The sequence below is a fragment of the Paenibacillus algorifonticola genome (genome assembly GCF_000971975.1).
GTDB classification, from domain to species: domain Bacteria; phylum Bacillota; class Bacilli; order Paenibacillales; family Paenibacillaceae; genus Pristimantibacillus; species Pristimantibacillus algorifonticola.
Genome location: NZ_KQ040778.1, coordinates 283,810 through 307,459, shown reverse-complemented (window position 1 = coordinate 307,459; position 23,650 = coordinate 283,810). Strand labels below are relative to the sequence as shown.

The 23,650-nt window shown below is 47.6% G+C and carries 20 protein-coding genes; 6 read left to right on the top strand and 14 right to left on the bottom strand.

The window, feature by feature from the left end:
* Nucleotides 1-361: 361 nt before the first annotated feature.
* From yfkAB to WH37_RS01345, 3 genes are all read right to left on the bottom strand, one after another.
* Nucleotides 362-1,525, bottom strand: a complete 1,164-nt coding sequence (gene yfkAB / locus WH37_RS01355) for a radical SAM/CxCxxxxC motif protein YfkAB (RefSeq protein ID WP_046228750.1) — start codon at nt 1,523-1,525, stop codon at nt 362-364.
* 157 nt (nt 1,526-1,682) lie between these two features.
* Nucleotides 1,683-2,807: an HD-GYP domain-containing protein gene (locus WH37_RS01350; RefSeq protein ID WP_046228749.1), complete on the bottom strand. Its 1,125-nt coding sequence runs from the start codon at nt 2,805-2,807 to the stop codon at nt 1,683-1,685.
* Nucleotides 2,808-2,875: 68 nt separating this feature from the next.
* Nucleotides 2,876-4,330, bottom strand: coding sequence for a bifunctional metallophosphatase/5'-nucleotidase (locus tag WH37_RS01345; RefSeq protein WP_046228748.1), 1,455 nt, complete (start codon nt 4,328-4,330; stop codon nt 2,876-2,878).
* A 134-nt stretch (nt 4,331-4,464) separates the two neighbouring features.
* Here WH37_RS01345 and WH37_RS36935 point away from each other — a divergent pair, with 134 nt between their 5' ends.
* Nucleotides 4,465-5,223 (top strand): molybdenum cofactor biosynthesis protein, encoded by a 759-nt coding sequence (locus WH37_RS36935; protein WP_046228747.1) that lies wholly within the window; start codon nt 4,465-4,467, stop codon nt 5,221-5,223.
* 206 nt (nt 5,224-5,429) lie between these two features.
* On the top strand, nt 5,430-6,485 hold the full coding sequence (locus WH37_RS01335) for an HD-GYP domain-containing protein (RefSeq protein WP_046228746.1): 1,056 nt from the start codon (nt 5,430-5,432) through the stop codon (nt 6,483-6,485).
* A gap of 93 nt (nt 6,486-6,578) precedes the next feature.
* Here WH37_RS01335 and sufB read toward each other — a convergent pair whose 3' ends face one another.
* From sufB to WH37_RS01305, 6 genes are all read right to left on the bottom strand, one after another.
* Nucleotides 6,579-7,976 carry a Fe-S cluster assembly protein SufB gene (gene sufB / locus WH37_RS01330; protein ID WP_046228745.1) on the bottom strand — a complete coding sequence of 466 codons (1,398 nt, stop codon included), beginning with the start codon at nt 7,974-7,976 and terminating at the stop codon, nt 6,579-6,581.
* Nucleotides 7,977-8,005: 29 nt separating this feature from the next.
* Complete coding sequence (sufU, locus tag WH37_RS01325; RefSeq protein WP_046228744.1) at nt 8,006-8,431, bottom strand: Fe-S cluster assembly sulfur transfer protein SufU; 426 nt, start codon at nt 8,429-8,431, stop codon at nt 8,006-8,008.
* Nucleotides 8,418-9,644, bottom strand: a complete 1,227-nt coding sequence (locus tag WH37_RS01320; protein WP_046228743.1) for a cysteine desulfurase — start codon at nt 9,642-9,644, stop codon at nt 8,418-8,420. Before WH37_RS01320 ends, sufU begins: the two co-directional genes overlap by 14 nt.
* Nucleotides 9,641-10,948 (bottom strand): Fe-S cluster assembly protein SufD, encoded by a 1,308-nt coding sequence (sufD, locus tag WH37_RS01315; protein ID WP_046228742.1) that lies wholly within the window; start codon nt 10,946-10,948, stop codon nt 9,641-9,643. The genes WH37_RS01320 and sufD overlap by 4 nt, the downstream gene beginning before the upstream one ends.
* A gap of 21 nt (nt 10,949-10,969) precedes the next feature.
* Nucleotides 10,970-11,749: a Fe-S cluster assembly ATPase SufC gene (gene sufC / locus WH37_RS01310; RefSeq protein WP_046228741.1), complete on the bottom strand. Its 780-nt coding sequence runs from the start codon at nt 11,747-11,749 to the stop codon at nt 10,970-10,972.
* A gap of 186 nt (nt 11,750-11,935) precedes the next feature.
* Nucleotides 11,936-12,523, bottom strand: a complete 588-nt coding sequence (locus tag WH37_RS01305; protein WP_046228740.1) for a DUF1802 family protein — start codon at nt 12,521-12,523, stop codon at nt 11,936-11,938.
* Between the two features lie 293 nt (nt 12,524-12,816).
* Between WH37_RS01305 and mtnK the strand changes: the two genes are divergently transcribed.
* Complete coding sequence (mtnK, locus tag WH37_RS01300) at nt 12,817-14,034, top strand: S-methyl-5-thioribose kinase (protein ID WP_046228803.1); 1,218 nt, start codon at nt 12,817-12,819, stop codon at nt 14,032-14,034.
* A 39-nt stretch (nt 14,035-14,073) separates the two neighbouring features.
* Complete coding sequence (gene mtnA, locus WH37_RS01295) at nt 14,074-15,129, top strand: S-methyl-5-thioribose-1-phosphate isomerase (RefSeq protein WP_046228739.1); 1,056 nt, start codon at nt 14,074-14,076, stop codon at nt 15,127-15,129.
* A gap of 60 nt (nt 15,130-15,189) precedes the next feature.
* Here mtnA and WH37_RS01290 read toward each other — a convergent pair whose 3' ends face one another.
* Nucleotides 15,190-15,495: a YunC family protein gene (locus WH37_RS01290; protein ID WP_046228738.1), complete on the bottom strand. Its 306-nt coding sequence runs from the start codon at nt 15,493-15,495 to the stop codon at nt 15,190-15,192.
* A gap of 174 nt (nt 15,496-15,669) precedes the next feature.
* Between WH37_RS01290 and WH37_RS01285 the strand changes: the two genes are divergently transcribed.
* Entirely contained in the window at nt 15,670-16,215 is a 546-nt protein-coding gene (locus WH37_RS01285) for a hypothetical protein (protein ID WP_046228737.1), read from the top strand.
* A 77-nt stretch (nt 16,216-16,292) separates the two neighbouring features.
* Here the strand turns inward: WH37_RS01285 and WH37_RS01280 are convergent, their stop codons facing one another.
* Nucleotides 16,293-18,206 (bottom strand): putative bifunctional diguanylate cyclase/phosphodiesterase, encoded by a 1,914-nt coding sequence (locus WH37_RS01280; protein ID WP_046228736.1) that lies wholly within the window; start codon nt 18,204-18,206, stop codon nt 16,293-16,295.
* A gap of 89 nt (nt 18,207-18,295) precedes the next feature.
* Complete coding sequence (locus tag WH37_RS01275; RefSeq protein WP_046228735.1) at nt 18,296-18,682, bottom strand: DUF423 domain-containing protein; 387 nt, start codon at nt 18,680-18,682, stop codon at nt 18,296-18,298.
* Nucleotides 18,683-18,767: 85 nt separating this feature from the next.
* Between WH37_RS01275 and WH37_RS01270 the strand changes: the two genes are divergently transcribed.
* Nucleotides 18,768-19,307 (top strand): hypothetical protein, encoded by a 540-nt coding sequence (locus tag WH37_RS01270; protein ID WP_046228734.1) that lies wholly within the window; start codon nt 18,768-18,770, stop codon nt 19,305-19,307.
* 53 nt (nt 19,308-19,360) lie between these two features.
* Here the strand turns inward: WH37_RS01270 and WH37_RS01265 are convergent, their stop codons facing one another.
* The gene (locus WH37_RS01265) at nt 19,361-22,453 is read right to left on the bottom strand and encodes an AAA family ATPase (protein WP_046228733.1); all 3,093 of its coding nucleotides are present in this window, start codon (nt 22,451-22,453) and stop codon (nt 19,361-19,363) included.
* Nucleotides 22,450-23,625 (bottom strand): exonuclease SbcCD subunit D, encoded by a 1,176-nt coding sequence (locus WH37_RS01260; RefSeq protein WP_046228732.1) that lies wholly within the window; start codon nt 23,623-23,625, stop codon nt 22,450-22,452. The genes WH37_RS01265 and WH37_RS01260 overlap by 4 nt, the downstream gene beginning before the upstream one ends.
* Between the last annotated feature and the right edge of the window lie 25 nt (nt 23,626-23,650).

The window sequence follows — 23,650 nt, the reverse complement described above, 5'->3', positions numbered from 1 at the left end:
ATGTTCTATGTTCTATGTTCTATGTTCTATGTTCTATGTTCTATGTTCTATGTTCTATGTTCTATGTTCTATGTTCTATGTTCTATGTTCTATGTGATTATAGGTTCAGCAGTCGTTTTTCTGAGCTAAGGGGATAATGGGCTAAAGAGAAATTTATAATTGAGTATTATCCAAACCATCAGATCTTCTGCAATATATGGCTTCAATTATTTAGGGCTTTTATGATCATACATTCTATGCGTTCGGGAATGGGGACACTGGAACTTATATTTCCTTTATTTGTGTGCAAGCAAGCAAAAATGACCGGCACGCGCGAAGGCTGTGTCAGTCATTCCTGTTGGCTTTTTTATAAAAAACGTCTTTAATCGAATCGGGCGGTACGTTGGTGGAAATCTACTTCTTTGTAGTACATGTCTTTCACCAGCAAGTTGGGGCCACAGCAGGAAGCTGCAGGACAATAGCAGTTTATGTCTTGAGCTAACGGATGTTCCAGCCATTTTGTAAACAAGTCATCCAGCTTAGAGGTTGCTATGTTTCCAAATGATGGAACATCTGAAAAGTCGGTGACGAATACTTCTCCCGTAAATAAATTAACGTTTAGACGGTTGCGTCCATCCGGATCATTGCGCACTGTGACATTTGGCTCTGCAGCCAGACGGCTAAGCAGCGCACGTTCCTCTGCATGATTGCTGCATTGATAAAAAGGTAGCGTTCCAAACAACATCCAAACTGACGGGTCGCGATTATCTAATAATCGCTCAATTGCTTGACGCATTTGCAAGCGGGTGATGACCGGCAAATCTTTAGCAAATGAACTTGGGTACATAGGATGCACTTCATGGCGCTCGCAGCCCATTTCTACAATCAGTCGGTGAATTTCATCGATTTTATCATGTGTACGGAAGTTTATCATGGATTCGGCAGATACTAATACGCCTGCTTTGCTTAAAAGATGTGCATTCTCAATCATTCGCTCATACAGCTTAACCGAGGCTTCGTAGGAAACGTGATGTCCTGCTTTAGCAAAACCTACTTGGTGAAAATCATCCGCATTCGTGTAGTTAAACGAAATGTGCATAACATCCAAATAAGGAATAATCGCCTCGTAGCGACTGAATGGTAAAGTTACATTTGAGTTGATTTGGGAACGAACACCGCGATCTCTGGCATATTGAAGCAGCGGCAGCATATATTCCTTGACCGTTTTAGCCGAATAGGATGGCTCTCCGCCAGTAATGCTTATCGTCTGTAAATGCTCAACCTCATCCAATCGTTTGAGCATGTCTTTTAAAGGCAATTTGGCCGGCTCCGACATCACTAGCGTATCGCCAACCGCGCAATGCTCGCAGCGCATATTGCATAAGTTTGAAATCGTCATTTCCACGCTCGTCAATTGATGCTTACCGAACTTCTGGATTGAACGAATAGGATCCCATGGGTCATTAATTGGGGTTAGCTGCGGCAAAACCTTGGGGCTGCCATTCACAGCTGACGGATTTGTTGCTATTGCATTTAATGTATTCATCTTATCAACACCTGATTTCTGCATCTTTCGATTGTATAATTTCTAGTACTATTGTAATGTTCGAATCCGAAAGAAGCAATAAAATGGACATGAAAAAGAATAAAGAGCCCTAAGTAGTGGGCTCCTCATGCAATTGCTTACGCTATCTTCAGTTTAATTACCCGTTTTTAGCGGATAGTACGGGCAAATCATTTTGCTCATCGTTTACGCTTATAATCATAATACTTAACTGCTTGGACATGTCGATCTCATAAGGCACAGTAAGCTCTTCCCCAACTTCGTTGTTCAATATACGAATAATCGGTCGATGCGGGTAAGAATGATTAAAGTCCACTACTACACCAGATTCGCCTGTATTGATTTTCACCGTAATGCCAATGGGATAAATGGCTACCTTATCTCGAAACAACTGTACCATATGCTGTTCGTATAAGGTTCCTGTTCCTGCATACAGAAGCTCGATAGCATGATGCGGCAGCATTGGTGCGCGGTAAATTCGGTTAGTCGTCATTGCGTCATACGAATCAACTAGCCCAATCCACTTTGCATACTCATGGATTTCATTACCTTTAATTCCTCTTGGATAACCACTGCCATCCAACCGTTCATGATGCTGATAGGCACAATGAGCCACAATAAGCGGCAGATTAGGCTCGTCCTTTAAAAGCTCAAAGCCGAAACGGGCGTGATTTTTCATCATGATGAATTCTTCGGGGGTTAATGATCCAGGCTTTTGGAGGACATCAATTGGAATTTGTGTTTTTCCAATATCATGAAGCAATGCCCCCATCCCAAGCGTCATTAGTTCTTCATGTGAATAATTGTAAGCTATTCCAAGAATGGTTGTGTAGACGCACACATTTAAAGAATGCTGATATAAATAATGATCTACCGTTCCCATATTCATCAGCATAATCATCGCATCCTTATGAGCAGACAAATCATCAATGATCAAATTCATCATTTGTTTGAAGGTTTGGCCAATATACGGATACGTAACCCCTTTTTTACGCTTTGGTCGATCCATCATATCACGAAAATTCGTGCGTATTTCCTTCAAGGCAATTAGCAGCGTTTCCTCGCGAATAATCTCTGGCATCGTAATATCATCGGTTCTCGGATCAAGAATATATATATACTGTATTCCACATTGTTTGAGCCGGGTAATAAGCCGACTGGTCAGCTCAACATTTTCCCCTAACAGCACTAAACCATCATGTGAGAAAATCTTTTTGGCCAATCGCATGCCGGGCTGAGTCTTCGTTATAGGCATCAAACGCATTTTCTCGATCCTTCCTTGACTGAGTGGTTTCTTCTTAATTAATACATCGGATAAAATTAATAAAAATGTTATATCGTTGATGCTAGATTATTCCACCTAGGTTGCTTGCAATCAGAAATATTAGCCTCTTCTTTCAATGCTTCTGCCAATATGTCCCGAATAAATTCCGGCAGAAAATAAACAATATTGGTCCCTTGCCCTAATGACAAATAGCCGATATGGAAGGTGAACATATCAATAGAAGCTACATTATACCATTTTTCTTCCATTAATGGTTGTCCATTGACCATAATCTGAACGATTCGATCCAGCGGAGGGCGCTCGGAATCAAAACTAACCCAAAGCCCGTCTATAGCAAGAGTTCCTAATACTTCGCCGCGAAACCCATAGCCTTTAATTCGTTTTTCTGTGTACTCTGGCAGGAGTGATTGCTCAAGTGCCTCCTTGATATGCCTGCCTTTAAGCTGCATTTTGCAAGGATTTATTGGAGACGGACATAACGCATGCAATTGTCCAGCAGTTACTTCGCCCTGCTGCAAGCCGCCAAGCAGTTGTCCTGTATTGACAATCGCAATTTCTGATGCTGTATGTCTCCTTAGGCCCGCTGCAAGCAAATTGGCGAGCGGCGACTCTCCCACAATAGCCGTAGAAAGTGGCTCTTCTATACACGCGACTGTACGATTGAGTCGTGCGAGCCCTTCTTCTTTATATTTTGCGATAATAGCTGAAGCTTCCGGGTGTTCCTCCAAAGCAGCAGTCGGTACACATGCCGCCTTTATTTGCGGTTTAACATCAGCAGTCCCCAGAGAAATTTCTATACGCCCAATATGTTCGCCAAATTTCCCAGCCGCGCAAATTGAAGTGTGTTTTACTTGCAGTGCTTCCTCAAGCAAATGATGAGTATGAGCACCTAATACCAAGTCAACTCCTGTCAAATCTTGCGCCATCCGTTCATCATTCGCCAGCCCTAGATGTGACAATACGATAATCAAATCCACTTCTTTACGCAATTGATCCGCTTGTTTTTGAATAGCTGTGAAAGGGTCCGTTGCATTCCAACCGAGCAAAACATAAAAATCTGTGAAATTTGCTGTTACACCAATTAAACCAATTTTTATATGGCCTTTATTTACAATAATATGAGGCAGCAGCCACGGTGGCTGCTCGTTCGTTGCCGCATCAAACATATTCGCCCCTAAAACGGCAAATTTGGCATGTTTGCCATATAACTCGGCCAGTCTTTCCTTGGAATACGTTAGCCCTTCATTATTTCCGATGGTTACCGCATCGTAACCTGCTTCATTAAGCAGTGCTACATTCACCATGCCGTCGCTGCCTTCTGTTTCACTTCTCATTCTGTCCATATGGTCGCCGATATCGAGGACTAACAAGTTGTCCTTACCGTGAACGCGACGTTGATCAGCTATATAGGAAGCCATTCGTGCGGCATTTTCCAAGCGACTATGAATATCATTGGTGTGTAAAATAACAATATTTTGCTCTAATCGTAGTTTGGAATCCATGCCTGCCTCCCCTAATTTTAAAAGTTATAAACGTTCGCCTAACTGTCCTAGGCTGTCTCATTAGCATAACATTTTTCTATAGATTATGGTATGCTGTTATAGTACGCCTATATTAATACGTGAGGTTAAATAACATGAGTACGGAATGGAAAATTGATTTATTTGCAGGTTTATCAGAGCGCTTCGGTGTACGTTCTCTTATTATAGAGACTGCTGAGCAAAATATGACGGCGGCAGATCTGAAGAATCATTTGATGGCTTCCTATCCTCTACAAGCGGATATTTTAAGCATCTCTTTTCTTGCCTGCAACCATGCTTACGCCCAAGCAGACAGTATCGTAAACGCCAATGATGAACTTGCGCTTCTCCCCCCCGTTTCGGGAGGACAAGCCGAAAAACCTACTGAAGATGAACAAAAATCTTCCCTAGAACAATGGTACATGCTTACTAATGAGAAAATTACGACGGAGGAGGTTTTAGCCAAAGTTATTGTTCCCGAGCATGGTGCTTCCCTTGCTTTTGTCGGAACGACGCGAGAGTGGACGAAAGGGCAACGTACCGTTCGCTTGGAATATGAAGCTTATGAACCGATGGCTGTTAAAATGATGAAACAAATCGGTGATGAGCTTGCAGAGAAGTGGCCGGGTACTTTGTGTGCCATTACGCACCGGCTTGGCGTTGTCGATATCGCAGAGACTAGTGTAGTCATTGCCATCTCCTCACCGCATCGAGCCAGCTGTTATGATGCCAGTCGGTACGCGATTGAACGATTGAAACAAATGGTTCCGATCTGGAAAAAAGAAATTTGGGAGGATGGTTCAGAGTGGAAAGGCCATCAGCTTGGTCCTTGGAATCCTGATACTCCGCTAGCAGATTTTCCAGATGAAACTTAAAATCAAGTTGTTATCAGATTTTTCCAATCACGAGCATTAAAAATAGGTCTTTAGACTATTTTAAACATAATCAAGATAAATTAAGAGCGTTTTTTGTCGAAATTAGTAGGTATTTAGACTCAAATTAAAGTTCCTCATATTGCCATACCCTCAAATCATTGCTACTATACTACTTAGGTGATCAACTATTCAATAGAGGTGCAGCGATGAAGGTTCACGTAACTGATTTAAAGACGGGAGACCGTTTATTAAAAGATACCTTTAATGGATACGGTCTGCATGTGCTTTCTAAAGGCACCTTGCTGGAAAATAAAGAAATATCAAAGCTGCTTCAACATCAAATTGACTATGTTGAAGTCGAATCTGTCCCTATTGTTAATTTGCCGGATCGCACATTGGAGCAAACCGTTAACCCCAAGTGGCTTCCTTCTGTACAACCGGATTATGATAATGCGATTCAAGGCTTTCATAATCTTTTTGCCAAAGCAAGCGAGGACCAGACCATTAATGAGCAGGAAGTCGAGGATGCTTTCCAGCCATTGATTAAACATCTTAATATGGAGCGGGACGTCGTATCTATGCTTCTACTGCTAAACACTAAAGACGACTACACGTACCAACACTCCGTACAAGTGGGCATGCTGGCCTATTATCTGGCTACCTGGCTCGGCTACTCCGTAAAAAAATCGGTGCAAATTGGTAAAGCCGGATTCCTTCATGATATCGGAAAAAGTCAAATCCCTGAAACCATTCTTAATAAGCCTGGTAAGCTTACAAAGGAAGAGTTCGATGAAATCAAAAACCATACGACATATGGCTATGACATCATAAAAAAAACCTTTGATGAGCGCTACATTGCCTTAAGTGCGTTGGAGCATCATGAGCGCAATGACGGCAGCGGTTATCCGAAAGGTCTTAATGGCGACCAAATTGAGCCTGTTTCTAAGCTTATATCGGTTGTCGATATTTATAGCGCTATGATTTCCGAACGGGTTTATCAGAAAAAACGCGATTTATTTTATGTATTGAAGGAACTTTACAAGCTGAGCTTCAGAGAGTTAGATCCACATATTACACATACATTCATAAAACATATGATCCCCAACTTCATTGGAAAAAAAGCTTTTTTGGAAACCGGTGAGACAGGTATTATCGTCATGACTCATCCAACCGAATTTTTCAGGCCGCTGCTGCAAATCAATCACGAATTTATTGATTTGACCGTTGAGCGTCATCTCAAAATCAAAGAAATTTTCGTATAACAAAATGCCTGTTCCCTTAGCTGATTGAAAGCAACCAGTGAGGGAACAGGCATTTTTGTCGTTTATTTCGTTTAAGGCATCAAGCTTGTTTGCTTAACCGATAGAACCTTCCATCTCAAACTTGATGAGACGGTTCATTTCTACCGCATATTCCATCGGCAGTTCTTTCGTGAATGGCTCGATAAAGCCCATAACGATCATTTGTGTTGCTTCCGCTTCCGACAAGCCACGGCTCATCAGATAGAACAATTGATCCTCGGAAACTTTAGATACTGTTGCTTCATGCTCCAAAGTGATGTTATCGTTCATGATCTCATTGTAAGGAATCGTATCCGAAGTGGATTCATTATCCAAAATCAATGTATCACATTTAATGTTAGATTTCGCGCCATCCGAATTACGACCGAATGAAGCGAGACCACGGTACGTTACTTTACCGCCATGCTTACTGATCGACTTGGATACAATCGTCGACGTCGTATCCGGAGCAAGGTGAATCATTTTCGCGCCTGCATCCTGGTGCTGGTTTTTACCGGCAACTGCGATCGATAATACCATACCTTTCGCACCGCGGCCACGTAGCACAACAGCTGGATATTTCATCGTCAATTTGGAGCCGATGTTGCCATCTACCCATTCCATTGTCGCGTTTTCATCAGCAACTGCACGTTTTGTAACGAGGTTGAAAATGTTTGGTGCCCAGTTCTGAATCGTCGTATAACGAACGCGGGCATTTTTCTTAACCAAAATTTCAACGACTGCGCTATGCAGCGAGTTTGTGCTGTAGACTGGAGCTGTACAGCCTTCAACGTAGTGAACGAAGCTATCTTCGTCAGCAATGATCAGTGTACGCTCAAATTGTCCCATGTTTTCGGAGTTAATCCGGAAATAGGCTTGCAGTGGAATTTCACATTTCACGCCTTTTGGTACATAAATAAAGCTGCCACCGGACCAAACCGCACTGTTCAAAGCAGCGAATTTATTATCATTCGGTGGGATGATTGTGCTGAAATACTCACGCACGATTTCAGGATGCTCACGAAGCGCCGTATCCATGTCAGTGAACAATACGCCTTGCTTTTCCAGATCCTCTTGCATGCTGTGGTAAACAACCTCGGACTCATACTGTGCCGATACACCAGCAAGAAACTTTTGCTCCGCTTCAGGGATACCGAGCTTGTCAAACGTTTCTTTAATTTCAGCAGGAACCTCTTCCCACGTCTTGCCTTGCTTCTCAGAGGGTTTTACATAATACTGGATATCATTGAAATCCAGATCATCCATGTTGCCGCCCCAATTAGGCATTGGCATTTTGTTGAACTGCTCCAGTGATTTCAGACGAAAATCGAGCATCCATTCCGGCTCGCCCTTCATTTCCGAAATAGTGCGAACGATTTCAGGCGTCAAGCCTTTTCCTGATTGGAAAATCGACTTATGCTCATCGCGGAAACCATACTTATACTCTTCCATTTCCGGCATTGTTTTAGCCATCGTATTCACTCTCCTCTTTCATAATGATGTTACTCTTGCTGTTGTTCAATTCCTTTACGCAAAGCGTTCCACGAAAGGGTGGCACATTTAATCCGTGCTGGAAACTTGTTAACACCAGAGAGCGCCTCAATGTCCTCATAATCTTCAAATTCGACTGGTTCACCTTTCATTAGCGCAGAAAATTTATCCGCTAGCTCCAGTGCCTGATCAAATGTTTTGCCTTTAACGACTTCCGTCATCATGGAAGCGGAGCTCAGGCTGATGGAGCAGCCTTCTCCGCTAAACTTGGCGTCCGTGACTAAACCGTTCTCCACTTGAAGCTGGAGCGCAATGCTGTCGCCGCAGGTCGGGTTGTTCAGTTTAATCGTAACGGCATCGGCTTCCAATGTTCCATGGTTGCGTGGATTTTTATAGTGATCCATGATGACTCTACGGTATAAATCATCCAATTGCATGACCGAAGAACTCCTTTGTTTTGAGCAGTCCAGCAATGAGCTGATCAACTTCCTGCTCGGTATTATATAAATAAAAGCTTGCTCTTGCTGTCGAAGAAACATTCAGGAAACGCATAAGCGGCTGGCAGCAATGATGTCCGGCCCGAACGGCAATGCCTTCCGAATCAAGAACTGTCGCCACATCATGTGGATGCACGTCACCCAGATTGAACGTAACGAGGCCAGCACGATCTGTTTTAGGGCCATATAGCGTAACCCCATCAAGCTCTGACAATCGGTCATAGGCATATGCCGCAAGATGACGCTGATGCTTGTCAATCTCATCCATGCCAACCTCTTGCAGAAAATCGATTGCTGCGCCCAGCCCTACGGCGTTCGCAATAATCGGCGTCCCGCCTTCGAAGCGGTACGGAATGTCCTTCCATGTTGACTCATACAAGTCAACATAGTCAATCATCTCTCCGCCGAATTCGATCGGCTCCATCTTCGAGAGCAGCGCCTTCTTGCCATACAAGGCGCCAATTCCTGTCGGGCCGCACATTTTATGGCCCGAGAAAGCATAAAAATCACAATCCAAATCACGAACGTCAACACGCATATGCGGCGTGCTTTGTGCGCCATCCACGACCATTACGGCTCCATTGCGATGTGCAATAGCCGCAACTTCCTTAACGGGATTGACGATGCCCAGCACATTCGATACATAAGTCATCGCAACGACCTTCGTATTTGCTGTAATCGTCAGCTCAGCATCGGCTAGCGTGAATGAACCATCTGGCTGTAGCGGAATATATTTCAGCGTCGCGCCAGTTGCTTTCGCAACCTGCTGCCATGGGATGAGATTGCTGTGATGCTCCATTTGCGTAATAACGATTTCGTCGCCAGGCTTACATACATTTCTGGCATAGCTTGAAGCAACCAAATTCAGCGCAGTTGTCGTACCCCGCGTAAAAACAATTTCTTCCGGCAGTGCCGCATTCAGAAAAGAAGCCACTTTCTCCCTTGCACCCTCATAAGCGTCAGTCGCCCGCGAACCAAGCGTATGAACGCCTCTATGCACATTGGAGTGGTCCTTCTCATAATAGCGATTAATCGCATCAATGACGGAGCGCGGCTTCTGGGAAGATGCCGCGCTGTCCAGATAAACGAGCGGATGCCCGTTTACCTCTTGATGCAAAATCGGGAACTGCTCCCGAATTGCTGCTATATTCATCCTTCTAGCTTCCGCACAAGCAATTTCTCAAGCTGTTCGCGTACTGCATCAATCGGAATTTCAGAAACAACAGGTGCAAGGAAGCCGTAGATTACAAGGCGTTCCGCATTCTGCTTGCTAATGCCGCGGGACATCAGATAATAAACCTGCTCAGGGTTAACCTGCCCAACGCTCGCTGCATGGCCTGCAGTAACATCATCTTCATCAATTAGCAAAATCGGATTCGCGTCACCGCGTGCTTTCGGGCTCAGCATCAACACTTTTTCCGTTTGAACGCCATTAGCTTTCGTAGCGCCCTTCTCGATTTTAGTGATACCGTTAATAATTGCCGAAGCGGAATCCTTCATCACTGCACGAGTAACCATGTTGCTGTCTGAACGAAGGCCGAAATGAACAGCCTGCGTCGTCAAGCTCATTTGCTGAGCGTTTTTGCCGATGCTGATCACTTTAGCATCAGACTGCGAACCGTTGCCTTTCAGCACGGACTTCGTGTCCGAAAGTGTAGAGCCATCGCTCAAATCGCCGAGTACCCATTCCATCACGCCATCGTTTTCGATAATAGCACGGCGAACTGTCAGATCCACTCCGCTGCCACCAAGATGATGGATGGAGCCGAAACGAACGTGAGCGCCTGATTTTACATAAACTTCGACTACGGAATGGTAGACGAAAGGCTCAGTCACAGCGCCTGGTTCAGTAACGACATAATCGACATACGTAACGCGGCTGTTGCTTTCCGCTACGATCACGATATGCGGTGCAAAGGAAGCCTCTGCTTTTGTATTAAATAGAATAGCCTGCAGTGGAATTTCTACCTCTATATTGCGAGGAACGTATACGAATACGCCACCATTCCATAATGCTGCATGCAAAGCTGTTAATTTGTCCTCATCCTTGGCAACCGCTTGGAACAGGTAAGGCTTAACAAGATCGCCATGCTCCTTGCAAGCTGTTTCCAAATCGGTAAAAATAACGCCCTTCGCTGCCAGTTCAGCAGATAGCTGCGTCCATACCGGACTCGAATTTTGCTGAATAACAAGGTTTTCAGTACCTTCAGCAACCAATTCACGTACAACTTCTGGCAAATCGGTTATTGCATTTGCTGGAGCCGCCTGATCGTAGCTGCCTACAGCTATCAGGTTCCAGCGTTCAATTTTGACTTTCTCCGGCTTTGGCCATTCTAATGTACCAGCAAGCTCAGCCGCTTCGCCGCGCAAATCAACCAGCCAATTAGGCTCGTTTTTGCTACGGGACAAAGCTTCTGCAGATTGGCGGTCCGTCGGAGTCGATAGTTGTGTACTCATCCGTTATACCCCTTTCTCCGCTTAGGCCTGGCCAACCGTTTCGTCCACGATGCCCAGTTCTTCTTTAACCCAGTCATAACCTTCATTTTCCAAACGCTCAGCAAGCTCAGGACCACCAGATTTCACAATGCGACCTTGCATCATAACGTGTACAAAATCAGGTGTAATATAGTTCAGCAAACGCTGATAGTGAGTAATGATCAGGAAACCGCGATCTTCAGAACGCATTTCGTTAACGCCTTTGGATACGATTTTCAGGGCATCGATGTCAAGACCCGAGTCAATCTCGTCAAGAACGACGATTTTCGGATCAAGCAGCGTCATTTGCAAAATCTCGTTACGTTTTTTCTCACCGCCGGAGAAACCTTCGTTCAGGTAACGATGTGCGAACTCAGGGTTCATTTCCAATGCTTTCATTTTGCCTTCCATTTGGCGAATGAATTTAATGAGGGAAATCTCGCTGCCTTCCTCACGACGAGCGTTAATCGCACTGCGCAAGAAATCGGAGTTCGTTACGCCAGGAATTTCGCTCGGATATTGCATAGCAAGGAACAAGCCTGCGCGTGCTCTCTCATCTACACCCATTTCAAGCAGGTCTTCTCCATCCAAAAATGCGCTGCCTTCAGTCACTTCATATTTCGGGTGACCCATCAAAGCGGAAGCAAGCGTACTTTTACCAGTTCCGTTTGGTCCCATAATTGCGTGGATTTCTCCGCCCTTGATTTCAAGGTTGATGCCTTTCAAAATCTCTTTTCCTTCGATAGCCGCTTTCAGGCCATCAATGACAAAATGCGTTGCCATAATATGCTGATCCCTCCATGGTTGGTCTATTTACCTAATCACCTATAATCAAAAATGCTTCTATTATAATGTGATTCAATATAATTCTCAATGTCTTCTCAATAATCATTTTATTATAAGTTTTGTTATAAAGCAACGCCGGGACAGCTCAAACTACAAGAAACCGCCATAAATCGGGATCAATCTCTATCCTTGGCGCAGCGCAGCTTGAATTTGGGCGACTTGCGACGCGAATTCCTCATCGGATAGTACGGGAACCATTGCTGCCTCAGCTGGATTACTTTCAAGCTTTACCCAAGATTTGCACCCGGTATAGGCTGGGAACATCTCAAGCTCAGCGGGCTCTGCAAGACGGTATACGCGAAGCAGCAGCAAATGCAGCGGCTTCGTCCGCTTCCATTTTAGCCTTTCTTCGGAAAATCTATCCGTCCATATATGAAATTCCCGCAGCCGGTCAAGCGTTTCCTGATCGTTGATCTCGATATCATGAACCGCTTCCGCATAGACGCCAAGCGTAATGCTATCCATGTCAGGCGACCAGCCTTCCATTATACTTCCGATTCGGCCTTGATAAGGCGCCTTAAGCAGATGCTCCTTCTGATGCTCATATGCAGGCATCAAATAGAAGCCTTTGCTAACCAACTGAAAATCTCGTGTTTCCTCGACAATTCCGCCTTTGCGCAAAACCATTATAAGCTCGCCATCACGCAATGCGTTAACGGTTACGGCCCACTCCTTCAGAGCGACCGGCTCCCGCGTCATGCTGTTATTCATGCCAATTCCTCCACTCCGGCAGATCCGCCAAGCCCTTCGTTGCCATTCGAGCTTAACGGACAAAAACCTTGCCTACTTTACGTAACATTATATCATTTGTTATCATTTGTAGGTATTCCAAGTCGAAATAATATTCGATATACTAAGCTTATAGAAATGCTTGTCACAAGCGTAAACGGCTGAAGCCGTCCTTTGGCGGCAAAGCTTTCGTTTCGCGATGAAAAATAAGCCCATTATAAGTGTGTAACTTATAAATGCTTATATTTTTAAAAATACAGTCGGAGGTGGACAAACTGTCTGCTTATCATCCTTTAACCGAGCAAGAAGCTATTGAATTTTCCCGCTCCATACCTGAATTTTTTCCTGCTGGAGCTGTGCTTACGTCCCGTGAGATCGGCGATGGCAATTTGAATTTGGTATTCCACATTACCGATGCAGCTAGCGGTAAAGGGTTGATTGTCAAACAAGCGCTCCCTTACGCTAAGGTTGTCGGAGAATCATGGCCGCTTACGCTTGACCGGGCGCGCATTGAGAGCGAAGCGCTGATTTTGCAAAATGAGTTGGCTCCGGGACTCGTACCAACCGTATATAAATACGATGCAGAGCTTGCCCTCACGGTAATGGAAGATCTCAGCGATCACGTTATTATGCGTCAGGGCCTCGTGGACGGCAACAAATATCCGAAATTCGCCGAGGACATTTCCACCTTCATGGCGAATACGCTCTTCTTCACTTCTGATCTGGGCATGAACCAGCAGGATAAGAAAGAACGCGTCAAAGCATTTATTAACCCGGATTTGTGCAAAATAACCGAAGATTTGATTTTTGATGATCCGTATACGGATTCGCCAAACAATAACTTTGAAGCAGCGATTGCTGATGCCGCAGAAGCACTTCGCAATGATGATGCCCTTCATCTTGAAGTCGCCATTTTGCGCAACAAGTTTTTGACGAATGCCCAGGCGCTTCTCCACGGCGATCTTCATACCGGCAGCGTATTTGTTACAGCACAATCGACAAAAGTGATCGATCCTGAATTTGCTTATTATGGCCCTATTGGCTTTGACGTAGGGGCGGTCATTGCCAACCTGCTGCTCAATTATGCGGGACAAGCCCACTGGATTAAAGACGAGGCAGAGCTTGCCGATTTCCGCAGCTACCTGCTCGGCAGCGTACGCGAGATTTGGACCAAATTTGAGAACAAATTTGGCGCTTTGTGGGACGAGCATAACGCGGATCGTCTAGCATCAAGCGCTTCAGGCTACAAGCAATATTACATCAACAAGCTGCTTCAAGACTCGATCGGCTTCGCTGGCTGCAAAATGGTACGGCGCATTGTAGGCCTTGCCCATGTTGCTGACATCGACCGTATTGAGGATGCTGCGGAGCGCGAGAAAGCACAGCGCTTGGCGCTGGAAATCGGTACCTCGCTCATTCACCTGAACCGCCAGGCGATTTCGATCGAGCAAGCGATTGATATTGTACTGTCCGCAACGACAAAACACGTTTAAAATAAATCCCTATGTTTCGAAAAGAAAGGAATTTGCATAATGACTACCCAGAATGCCCCATTGCAATCCGTAATTTGGGCAGAAGATCGCCTGGATTTGCTGGATCAACGGCTTTTACCGGAAGAAATTGTATATTTGCCGCTTGTTACTTCCGAGGATGTATGGGAAGCAATTCGCCATTTGAAAGTGAGGGGCGCTCCGGCAATCGGCATTTCTGCTGCGTACGGCGTCGTGCTTGGCAGCCGAAATGAAACGACCCCTAAGCGCTGGCTTGAAGAAGTGCTGAACCAAGCGGAATATTTGGCGACCTCAAGGCCGACCGCTGTCAACTTGTTCTGGGCTCTTGATCGTATGAAAGCCCGTGCGGAGCAGCTTGCTACAGCTGAATTATCGCTCGATGAAGTGAAGCAGGCTCTGCTTAATGAAGCGCTGGCGATTCACAGTGAAGATGAAGAAACCAACCGTTTAATCGGCGAGCATGCGCTAACGTTGTTTGAGGATGGCATGGGCGTACTCACGCACTGCAACGCCGGCGGACTTGCAACTGCTAAATACGGTACAGCTCTCGCGCCGTTTTATCTTGCGCTTGAGCGCGGCATGTCGCTCCGTGTATTCGCCGATGAGACGCGTCCTGTGCTGCAAGGCGCTAGACTAACCGCTTTTGAACTGCAGCAAGCTGGCGTCGATGTCACTTTAATTTGCGATAATATGGCTGGCATGGTCATGTCCAAAGGCTGGATTCAAGCTGTCATTGTTGGTACTGACCGCGTAGCCGCTAATGGAGATGTCGCCAACAAAATCGGTACTTATAGCGTTGCCGTCCTTGCCAAGGCTCACGGCATTCCCGTATATGTAGCATGCCCATTGTCCACAATCGACCTCAATACGCCGACTGGCGCGGAAATTCCGATTGAGGAGCGCAGTGCCGAGGAAATTACCGAAGGGTTTGGCAAACGCACAGCGCCGCAAGGTGTGAAAGTGTACAACCCGGCCTTCGATATTACACCGAATGAATATGTAACAGCTATTATTACGGAAAAAGGCATCGTCCAAGCACCTTATGATGTCAATCTCAAAAAGCTTTTTAATCAATAAAACGTGAATCAAGAGCCTCTATCCCATCTCTCAAAAAGATAAGGATAGAGGCTCTTCGTATTATGCCATTAAGGTAAGCGCATCTGTCCCTTTCATCCCAGCATGAATCCCCATAGCTTCCGCTGTTGTCGTAACCGATTCCAAAGGTGCAACAAGCAGCTCCTCTAATGTGCGTACGCCAACGGCTCTTCCGGCGATAATTCCGCGATTTTGCAACCGTTCATTCAATAATCCCACATCAAGCGCACCACACATGATATATCCTTTATCCGTCGTCCAGGCAAGCAGTGTCGTCTTAGGAAGCTTGACCTCAATTCCGAGCACGGTCAGCCCATTTTGCAGTGTGGCAGGAACCATCCGCATCATTTTACGCTCACCTCCTTTGCCATCAATTGGCTGCCAAAGCTGCCAAAGCATTATATGCAAAAAAGTTTTTATCGAATTGGACGATTAGCAAAATTTAGCACTATATATCCATTCTGATTAATGGTATAGTAGTTATGCAAAAATTAACATTAGGTCGGAGGAACTATAGAGCAAATGCAGAATACACAAAAACAGTCATACGTACTCCAAGTAGAATTGCTAGTGGAGAACGTTAACAACGCTGCTGCCTTGGAGCAGGTCATTCATGCCTTAAATGCTGGCGGATTTGTGGATTATCGGATTTTATCAGGTGTTCAGCTGGGACAAGTTATCGATCAACGCAAAGCTGATGCTGCTGTTCAAGTTCCTATGGAAATCGATAATAATGCGCCTGCGCAAAATGAAAAACAAACACAAAGCAATAAATCCGCAGCAAATGGAAAGTCTGCCAAAGACGTACAACCTGTTAAAGCAGCTAAGCCAAAGGTTGTTGAACCTTCACTCTCCGATCCTTATGACGGGTTTGCGGATATTCGCGGATTTATGAAAAGCAATAAACTAATTCGTCTTATTGTAAACAAGGGGCTTGGCATCACGCTCAGCATTCCATGCCGTATTCTAAATGTGGATGATACAACGAACATGATAACGGTCTATCACGTGGATGAGAAGCAAGTCTACACATTCAAGCTTAATGAAATTGAAGACTATAAGTCCTAATTATGAGGCAGCACAAATTGAAAAGGTCTGTTCGAATGAGCCGGAGGCGTTCCCAGCCATTCAAACAGACCTTTTTTCTACATGTAATAGCCGCCCAGCATTTGCTCAATATTGTCGCTTGGGACCGGCGCACTCCAGAAATACCCTTGCATTTCGTCGCAGTTGTGCTTACGCAAAAATTCAATTTGCTCCTGCGTCTCCACGCCCTCTGCAATAACCTGTATGTTAAGATTATGCGCCATTGCAATAATAGCTGCTACAATTTCCGCATCGCTTGGGTCCTGCTGGATGTCGCGGACGAAGGAACGGTCGATTTTGAGCCGGTCAATCGGAAAGTTTTTCAAATAATGAAAGGAGCTATAGCCTGTGCCAAAATCATCAATGCTTATGCCAACGCCAAGCGCCGTCAAATCCAGCAGGCAGCGCGATACATGGTTCACATCCATCGTCATCGACTCCGTAATTTCCAAATCCAAATATTGCGAATCCAGTCCGGTACGGGTCAGAACGTCAGCAACCTTGCTAGCCAAATCATGCTGGACAAACTGCCTGATGGAGAGGTTAACCGATACAGGCATCGGCGGCAAGCCTGATTCCTGCCAGCATTTATTTTGGCGGCAAGCCTCCTCCAGCACCCAATCGCCAATTTGCACGATCATGCCGCTTTCCTCAGCCAAAGGAATAAAATCGCCCGGAGGGATCATTCCCCGGATCGGATGCTTCCAGCGCACCAGCGCCTCGACGCCGATCATTCCGCCAGAAATCATATCATATTGCGGCTGATAGTATAAAATGAACTCCTTGCGCTGAATGGCACGGTACATTTCATGCTGCAGCGACAAATGCTCAAACGAATAATTGCTCCAGCTTTCGGAATAAAGCAGCGCATCGTTTCTGCCATTCTGCTTCACCTTCATTAACGCCATATCCGCTTTATTAAGCAGCGCGTAATCATCGTCTTCGCCAAGACGGTTGGTGACCGCACCTATGCTTGCTGTAATCTGGATCGGAAAGCCTTTAAGCTCGAAAGGCTCTTCAATCGCTTGCAGCACCATGCGGGCGCGGCTCAGCAACTGCTCCTCCGACTCTAAATCCTTGAACAGCAAAGCAAACTCATCGCCTTCCATCCTGGCAGCAAAATCCTGCTCCGACATGACGCTTGTGAAGCGCTCTGCCACCTGCATGAGCAGCATATCGCCAAATTCGCGGCCGAAGGAGGCATTCACGAGCTTAAACCGATCCAAATCCATATAACACAGCCCCACAAGCTGGTTATGATCATGAGCAAATGCAAGGCTTTCATTCAATCTCATTTGAAAAAGCGTTCGATTCGGCAATCCCGTTCTGTCGTCGTAATAGGCCATATAACGAATCCGTTCGACATTTCGCTTGCGATCGCTCAAATCATGGCTGACCACCAGCGTTCCGATGACCTTCTCATCCTGCACCATGGGGGCGCATACGAGATGCAGCTCAAGCGGATAGCCTGATCGGTGTATAATATGAATGTTTCCCTGCTTCGGACAACCGTTAAGCGAATGCTCCAGCATCGTATGTAAGGCATCCCGGCTGCCTGCATCTACGAAAGAGGCCAGCCAATTTCCCATTAACTCCGCGCGTTCATAGCCAAAGGTTCGCTCTGCGCCTTCATTCAATTCCATAATAACGCCCTGTGGATCAATGATAGCCAGCGGGACCGCTTCCGAGCGAAGCAGCGCCTCGACCATTGGTTTATGATAACTGAGCGTGCTTACTGCCTTGGACTGCCTGATCATCACGGCGAAGCTTCCTAGCAGAAATATCATAGTCAAAAAAGAAGCTAGCCAAATGAAAAGCGAAGGTATTGCTGTAACGATCATCGCTGCCGCCCATACACCTACGATAATGAGCAGCAAGCCGCCTTGCAGCCACGGATTCCACAACTTGGACAACCATTGTGTAAGCGCGTTACGAGGCGGTCTATCAGGCCGACCAAACGTTCGTTTCGTCACGCACTAACTTCCTTCCTACGTTCGAATCCAATAAGGTTAGACTTATTATAATCGAAACCACGGCTTCGGCATAGAAATTTTATGCAAAATCAAACGGCTTTTTTTCGAGACTTGAGGGTTGCCACGATGACACAAACCCAGCCGGCTAGAAAAGCTACGCCGCCGATTGGTGTAACGGCTCCCAGCACGCGAATATCGCTTAAGGCAAGGATGTAAAGGCTGCCGCTGAAAATAACCATGCCGGCAAGCAGCAGCCTTGCTCCGGACAGCAGCAATTTGCTCTCGCCCAAGCGATCCGCAAGCAGAGCGACCAGCATAAGGCCAAGCGAATGATACATATGATAACGTACGCCCGTTTCGAAAATAGCGAGCAAATCAGCTGGCAATATTTCCTTTAAAGTATGAGCGCCAAAAGCCCCTAATGCTACTGCAAGAGCGGCACCAATAGCACCGATTGTGAAATATTTTTGGAACATCTGTTTTCATTCCTTTCAGAATTGAGTATAATTTACTGTAATTGTGTTTTAAGATGAGTTACATATACTGGAGGAGAACACTTAAATGGAAGAAAATAAAAACAATTCCACACCGATCTCATTTACGAAATCGGATACGGACCCTACCCAGACACCGGATTATAATCCTTACGGGTCTGCACCATCAGCGGGCTTTTCCGATCCTTCACCTTTTCAGCCGAGCCAGCCGCTTAAGCATTCGGGCCTTGGCATCGCTTCCTTCATTATGGCCATTGCATCTATAATTCTAGGCGTTATTAGCATCATTATGTTTTTTGCGGCCATAGGTAGTGCCATTTCTACGGGAAATGAGTACTTATTAGAAGACCCCGCCTATATTGAAGATATGATTACCGGAAGCGCTGGCTCCTTTATGGCTTCAGGTGTAGCGGTTGTCATCAGCGTTGGCATTACGTTTGTCGGACTGATTCTTGGAATTATTGGCGCCTGTTCCAAGCAGCGCCGCAAAGTTTTTGCGATTATCGGTATTATCCTGAACGGACTTGGCGTAATGGGCACTATTCTCTTTTTTGTTTTTGCCATTGCTATATTTTCTGCTGGAGCAAGCGCATTATCCGGCTACTAACATTCAAACGGATAGGCAGGAAGCGACGTACGCGTTGTTTCCTGCCTTTTTCTTTAACGGACCGTTACAGCCGTGCGGCTGTAGCCTTCCTTCGTTTTATGAACTTCAAGGCAGGCGGGAAAAGCTTGCTTGAGCTCCTGCACATGTGAAATGACGCCAATCATGCGGCCAGCGCGCTGCAAATCAACCAAAGCTTCGATTGCCTTGTTCAGTGCCTCCTCATCCAATGAGCCAAACCCTTCGTCAATAAACATCATTTCAATTGAAATTCCGCCTTGATGTGCCTGAATAACATCGGTCATTCCTAAAGCAAGGCAGAGAGAAGCATTAAATTTTTCCCCGCCGGACATCGTTTTTACATCGCGATTTTGCCCTGTATACGCATCATACACGTCCAGGCCAAGACCGCTTTGCTTCCCTCTGACTTCCAAACGGTCGCTGCGCTGCAGCATAAACTGTCCGCCCGAGAGCCGCTGCAGACGCACATTTGCTGCCTGCAAAATTTGCTCCAAAAACTCAATCAATATATAACGTTCAAAGGAAATTTTAAGCGCATTGTCTCCTTTAAGCATTTGATAAATGTCGAGCACCTGCTCCAGCTCCGCCTCAAGCTGCTTCACGCGCTCGCTCGTCGCTGTGAGCTGACGAATCAGCCGCGCAGCCTCCTCGCCATGCCGTGCAGCGGTTTGCAGTGCAGAGACAATCGTCTCTAACTGCTGCCTAAGCTCAGCGCCTGCTGCATGCAGCTCCTGCATATCCGCTGGCTGCTTTCCAGCCAGCTCCAGCTGCATATCCGTTACGCGGCTTGCCAGCGCCTGGACCGCAGATTTATATGCGTCCAGCTGCTCCTTAAGCGCTTGCCGCTCCTGCGGCGTTTTTGCAGCGGCGCGATAAGCCTCCAATGAATCAAATGCCGCTGTCCGCAGCTCGCTCAGCAGTCGCTCCTGAGCTTCTTCCCTGCTTCGCAGTGCTTCTTCGAATTGTTGGCGTGCCTGCACGGCATTCACGGAAGCTTCCGTCTCCTTAAGCTGCGCCTGCTGTAGTTGCTTGACAGCAGCCTGCCAGGCCTCTGCATGCTGACGAACCTTCATCCGCTGGGCCACCAGCGCCTGCTGCAATTGTTCGGGCCCGCGAAGCGGCTCTGGGATGCGCTCCAGCTCTCTGGCGAGCAGCGACTCCTTCGCGCCCAGCTCAATTTGCACCTGCTGATACGCCGCTTGCCGCTGCTCTTTATCCCGGATAAGCCGCTCCAGCTCCGCTTCCCGCTTTTCCGCCTGCTCTTTAAGCAGGCGCATTTCTTCATTTTGCTGCTGCAGCCTGTCCGTCTCATCCTTCAACTGCTTCCACTGTGTGCGCAAGTCAGCCTGCTGCTCGGCGAGATGCTCAACAGAGGCGCCGTATTCCGCAAGCTCGGCAGCGCTGCTTTCCCAGCCGGAACGGGCGGCGGCTACTTGCAGCCTTGACGCATTCAGCTCGCGCTCACAGGCAGCTAGCTGCTCCTTCGCCTGTGCGAGCTGCTCGCGAGAGGGCACGTCGGCAGCGGTTTGTATTTTCCCCGGATGCTCGACGCTGCCGCATACCGGGCAAGGCTTGCCGTCATGCAAATGAGCGGCGAGCAAGCCTGCCTGGCCTTCAATCCATTGCTGCTCCAGCCCATCATGCTGGGCACGAACTGTGGAGAGCGCCTGTTCCTGGCTCTCTTCCAGCCGCTTGAACTCAGCCAGCTCCTGCTCCAGCTTGATTAGCTTGGAGACGTATTTGCCTTGCTGCTCGACGCGCCTGAACTGCTCTTGCTTCGCTAGCAGCTGCTGGCCGTCGCTCTCCATGAGCTTCAGCCGCGCAGCGCTCTGCTGCTTCGCTTCCTTCTCCGCCGCAATAGCTGCATCTTCCCGCTCCAGCTGCGCCTGGCCCTGCTTCGCCCTTGCCCGCAGCTCCGTCACGGCCTGCCGCTGCTCGCCCATCTGCTGCACCGCTGGAGCAAGCTCCTCCAGCCGGTTCAGCTCACGCTCCGCCTCTCGCCGCTCTGGCTCGCGCTGCTCCTCGCTCGCATGCCGCTGCGAAGCCGCAGCCAGCGCTTGCTTCGCCGCCTCCGCTTCCCGCTGCTTCGCCTCGCTGACCTGCTGCTTCGCCTCCGCGTCCTTGCCGGCCCGGCTCGCTTGCTCCTCATAAGGCGTGAGCAGCGCCGCCTGCTCAGCCAATTGCAGCTCTCGCCCCTTCGCTTCCTGCGCGGCGCGGCCCAACTCCAACTGCTCCAGCTTGCTTCGCTCCGCCGCAAGCTCTTCGAACCTCGCGTTCAGCGCAAGCGCGGCGCGCAGCTTCTCTTCCTGCGCAAGCAGCTGCTCACCCATCTGCTGCCGCTGCACGTCTCCTTGCTGCACCAGTTCGCCGTAATAAGCAGCCTCCTGCTCCAAACTGGCAAGCAGTTGCGCCGCGTTATAAACCTCTTGGCTCAGCGTCGCTGCCAGCAAGCTCCCCTCGCGCTGAGGAAGCGCATCGCCCGCTTGCTTCATATACATGTCATTGCGCAGCCGCGCTTCCTTGAGCGTTTCATTCAGCTCACGGTTTTGCTGCTGAAACCTGAGCTCCAGCTTCTCATACAGCTCCGTACGAAAAATCCGCCGCAAAATCTCTTCTTTATTATCTGTATCCGAGGTAAGCAGCTTGCGAAACTCTCCCTGCGGCAGCATCACGATTTGATTAAACTGCTCCTTCGTAAGACCTATAATCGATTCCAGCTTTGCATCGACGTCGCGAACTTGAAAACGGTCGACAAGCGGCACAGCTTGTCCATCTACAAACTCATACAGCTCCGCCTTGCCGCCCGTCTCGCTTTTGTTCGAGCCTTTACGATGCGGAAGCTGACGAAATACTTGGTATTCCCGCTGCGCAACTGCAAAATGAAACTCAACCGACGTATGCGTATCATCTCCGGCAAAATGGCTGCGCAGCATGCGTGCCTCCGAGCGATCCTCCCCGCTGGCCGCACCATAAAGCGCAAAGCAAATCGCATCAAAAATCGAGGTTTTACCCGCTCCGGTGCTGCCGGAAATAACGAACAGCCGATGCTCGTCCAGCTGGGCAAAATCAATCGATTCCGCATCCCGATACGGGCCAAAAGCGTTCATCGTTAACTTGAGCGGTCTCATGCGCCCCCTCCTTCCTCGTGCAGCAGCTTCCCGAATACATCGGCGAAACGCTGCTTTTTACTCTCACTAAGCGGGCTGCCCTTGACCTCCTGATAAAAGGAAGCGAATAAGGCTATCGGATCAGCTTCGCGGCGGCGAACCGCCTCTATTTCACCATCAGCGGAAGCCTCCGTTTCTGCGAGCAGTCCCGCTTCCGGCCTGCGCTCAACATGCAGCGCATTCGGATAAATCGCCCGTACCTTCTCCATCGGAAACAGGACCGGATTTTCATTAAGCAGCGTAATAAATACGTAATCGTCGCTCAGCGCATGCTGCTCAATTTCCTCAATCGTTCCGGAAACGCGGCGCAAATCGCGCAGCGGCTGGAATGGCCGCTTTTCCACCATTACCGCGCCTTTATCATCCATCTCCACTATATAATAACCTTTGGCGTGATTCTCCTCAGAAATCGAATATTTAAGCGGCGAGCCCGCATATCTGATTTTATCGTCGCTGACATAATGAGCCTGATGAAGGTGGCCAAGCGCCGTATAATGAAATGGCGCAAAATAGCTGGCGCGTACATGCTCCGCCCCGCCAATCGCCAGCGGACGCTCAGAATCGCTCGTATTCGGCTCCGCCTCTCCGGTTGCCGTAACAAAGGCATGGCCGATAAAAACGTGGCGCGCAGCAGGATCAAGCTGATCCCGCAGCCGCTCCGTCAAAGCTTTCATCGCATCATCATGCGTGCGAATGCTCTCATTTTCCAGTGCGTAGCGCACATGTGCAGGATCGGCATAAGGCATGAGGTGAAAATGCACCTCGCCATGCTCATCGCGAAGCACGACAGGCTTCTGCTCCCGCTTCATTCTTCCGGCAATATGCAGCCCTCGGCTCGCCATCATCGCCGTGCCAAAATCAATCCGGTCCGGACTGTCGTGATTGCCAGCCACAGCCAGCACCGGCGTTTCAAGCTTAATAACGATATGCTGCAGCACCTCATCGAGCAGCTCTACTGCCTCAATGGGCGGAATGGCCCGGTCATACAAATCACCGGCAATAATTACTGCATCCGGGCGTTCGCGTTCAATATCGGCAATAAAATGCTCCAGCACATAACGCTGGTCTTCTGTCATATAAACACCTTGAACCAGCTTGCCGAGATGCCAGTCTGCGGTATGGAACCATTTCATAATGGCGAAACATCCTTTCTTGCCC